The organism is Allostella sp., assembly GCF_041913585.1.
Classification (GTDB): Bacteria; Pseudomonadota; Alphaproteobacteria; order ATCC43930; family Allostellaceae; genus Allostella.
Genome location: NZ_JAYSFE010000280.1, coordinates 1 through 1,925 on the forward strand (window position 1 = coordinate 1; position 1,925 = coordinate 1,925).

1 protein-coding gene is annotated in these 1,925 nt (G+C 73.9%); it reads right to left on the reverse strand.

The features are described 5' to 3' along the window. Positions 1-1,820 (reverse strand): hydantoinase/oxoprolinase family protein (locus ACE3Q3_RS24200; RefSeq protein ID WP_374450398.1); only part of this gene is annotated, 1,820 nt, incomplete at its 3' end. Between the last annotated feature and the right edge of the window lie 105 nt (positions 1,821-1,925).

Consider the following 1,925-nt stretch of genomic DNA (forward strand, 5'->3'; position numbering starts at 1 on the left):
ACCACGCCCCAGCTCAGCACCTCGACGGCGGCGGTGGGGACGACGCGGGCGAAGAGGGTGCGGTATTCGGCGTCGTAGGCGGCCTGGAGGGCGGTGCGGTCGGATTCGACCAGGGGGCGGTCGGGGAGCGGGACGACGATCTCGTGGCCCTGGCCGACATAGCGCATGAAGGCGTAGCGGGTGCGCGTCAGCGGGCGGCCGGCCGCGCCGGCGGCGACGACCGCGTCGGCCTCGGCCGTCATGGCGTCGAGGAGCTGGTTGGCCAGGCCCGCGTCGAACGCGTCGAGCCGCATGTAGCGGCTGCGCACCACCTCGTAGGCGATGGGGGCGAGGAGGAAGCCGACGGCGGAGCCGACGCCGGCGTTGACCGGCACGATCACCCGGTCGATGCCGAGCTTCTCGGCCAGCCGGGCGGCGTGCAGCGGCGCGGCGCCGCCGAAGGCGACGAGGGTGTGGGCGTCGGCCGCCTCGCCGCGCTCGACGGCGTGGACGCGGGCGGCGTTGGCCATGTTCTCGTCGACGATCTCGGCGACGCCCAAGGCCGCCATCTCGGGCCCGAGGCCGAGCGCCTCGCCGACCTCAGCCTCCAGCGCGGCGGCCGAGCGGTCGGGATAGAGGGGGATCTTGCCGCCGGCGAAGCGGGCGGGGTCGATCTTGCCGAGCACGAGGTCGGCGTCGGTCACGGTCGGCATCCGGCCGCCGCGGCCATAGCAGGCGGGGCCCGGCTCCGACCCGGCCGAATCCGGGCCGACGGTGATGCGCTTGAGGGCGTCGACGCGGGCGATCGAGCCGCCGCCCGCCCCGATCTCCACCATCTCGATGACCGGGATGCGCAAGGGCAGGCCGCTGCCCTTGAGGAAGCGGGCGGCGCGGTCGACCTCGAAGGACCGCGCGCTCGCCGGGCGGTACTTCTCGATGAGGCAGATCTTGGCCGTCGTCCCGCCCATGTCGTAGGACAGCACCTTCTCCTCCCCCGCCGCGGCGGCGATGTGCGAGGCGAGGATGGCGCCGCCGGCGGGGCCCGATTCGACGAGGCGGATGGGGAAGCGCCGGGCGGTCGCGATCGTCGTCAGGCCGCCGCCCGAGGTCATCAGGTAGACGCTGCCGCGGAAGCCGCCGTCCTTCAGCGCCTGCTCCAGCCGGGCGAGATATCCGGCCATCAGCGGCTGGACATAGGCGTTGGCGATGGCGGTCGAGGTGCGCTCGTACTCGCGGATCTCGGGGCAGACCTCGGACGAGAGGGTGACCGGGAGGCCGGGCAGGCGGCGGGCGAGGATGTCGCGGATCGCCGCCTCGTGCGCCGGCTCGGCATAGGAATGCATCAGCGCGACGGCGATGCTCTCGACCCCCGCCGCCGCGATCGCCGGCACCAGCGCCTCGACGGCCGCCGGGTCGAGGGGAAGCCGCACCCGGCCCTTGACGTCGACCCGCTCGGGCACCGTGAAGCGGCGCCAGCGCGGCACCAGCGCCGGCGGCTTCTCGATGAAGATGTCGTACTGGTCGTAGCGGCTCTCGTAGGCGATATCGACGGTGTCGCGGAAGCCCTCGGTGGCGATCAGCGCCGTCACCGCGCCCTTGCGCTCGATGATGGCGTTGGTGGCGAGCGTCGTGCCGTGGACCAGCATCTCGATCCCGGCGAGGGCGAGGCCGGCGTCGGCGAGGGTGACGGCGACGCCCTCCATGACGCCCAGCTCGGGCGCCGACGGGGTCGTCAGCACCTTGCGCGTCCAGCGCCGGCCGCCCGCCTCGAGCACGATGTCGGTGAAGGTTCCGCCGATGTCGACCGCCAGCCGCGGTCCCCGCTTGTCCGTCTCTGCCATGGTTCCTTCGCGCTCGTGCCGGCGGCACCGGACGGCCCGTCCGGCGGCGGCAGTCTAGCGGCGGCGGCATCGACTGCAAGCCGGCGGGCACGGGACCGGGCAATG